The following is a 611-nucleotide window of genomic DNA, read 5'->3' as shown; positions in this document are numbered from 1 at the left end:
TCCGAAAGATACGTTGAGAATGCCTGGCGCATATTGTTGTTAAAATACTGAAGCTTGACATGGGCCTCTTCAATTTGCTTCGCCTTACTGCGGTATAACAGAGAATTTAAAATGCCGAAAAGCACGGAAATTGAAAGGGCGTTAATCTGGAGTATCGTCATAATAAGCGAGGATCTTCGCATATCTAAAATGATTTTATCTTTTATATCGACGTCGGCGACGCAGTAGAAATTGCCGTCCTTGTCATACACCGGCGCGAAACCCGCAAGAAGACCTTCAAAGCTTTCGTTGTAGTTGCCTAGGTCTGTCGCCGTAACGTTTCCGGTTAGGGCGGCTCTGGCGATATCCTTGATCGGTTTTACCGTTCCCGGTCCCACTATGGTTTCAGGATCAAAGTCGTTGTCAACGATGTATTGGAAATTGTTCTGATCGTACTGCCTAAAATATGAAACATACTTGACATTGTATTCTTCTGAAAATTGCACCAGCCTCCTTTTTAAGTCCTGATAACTCTGGGTTTTTGAATCTTCCATGGTGTGGTAACGGTCCAATTCTTCAACAGTAACAAATTGGGCAGCAGCCAGCGCCGCGGCCTTTAAATGGTTCTGGGT

General features: G+C 44.4%; 1 pseudogene. It reads right to left on the bottom strand.

Going from position 1 to position 611, the window contains the following annotated elements:
* Nucleotides 1-551, bottom strand: a pseudogene (locus tag ACYVTD_RS14985) (sensor histidine kinase); the annotation flags it as partial.
* Nucleotides 552-611 lie beyond the last annotated feature (60 nt).

The sequence above is a fragment of the Treponema sp. R6D11 genome (assembly GCF_054786075.1).
Note: the sequence above shows the minus strand (reverse complement) of the source record. Positions and strands in the feature narration are given on the sequence as shown.